Source organism: Bacillus sp. SIMBA_005, assembly GCF_046535585.1.
GTDB lineage: Bacteria > Bacillota > Bacilli > Bacillales > Bacillaceae > Bacillus > Bacillus pumilus.
The window spans coordinates 1-364 of record NZ_JAWRWI010000100.1 but is presented as its reverse complement, the minus strand read 5'-3'; the positions used below and the strand labels follow the sequence as shown (position 1 = coordinate 364).

General features: G+C 42.0%; 1 protein-coding gene. It reads left to right on the top strand.

Annotated elements, in window-relative coordinates; all coding sequences use genetic code 11:
• Positions 1–364 (top strand): collagen binding domain-containing protein (locus SB660_RS19295; protein WP_410583839.1); only part of this gene is annotated, 364 nt, incomplete at both ends.

The following is a 364-nucleotide window of genomic DNA, read 5'->3' as shown; positions in this document are numbered from 1 at the left end:
ACGGTTGATTGGACAATCACAGTTAACAAAAACGGTTACACAATGAAAGACTGGACGCTGGATGATCAATTCACCAGCGGAGGCCTGGCGCTCATTGACGATTCATTTAACATGCAAGACACGACTGAAAACAAAACGCTGAAAGAAGGAACGGATTATACATTAACAAAAAAGCCCGGAAATCAAGGCTTTACAATAGCATTGATCGGGGACTACGCAGAAACAAACAGTCAGTTTAAGATCACGTATAAGACAAAATTCAACGCTGACTTTTCAAACGAAACGATTAAAAATACGGCGGAGTCGACATGGACCGATAAAAACGGCAACAAACGCACAAATAAGGAATCGAGCGGCTTCACAC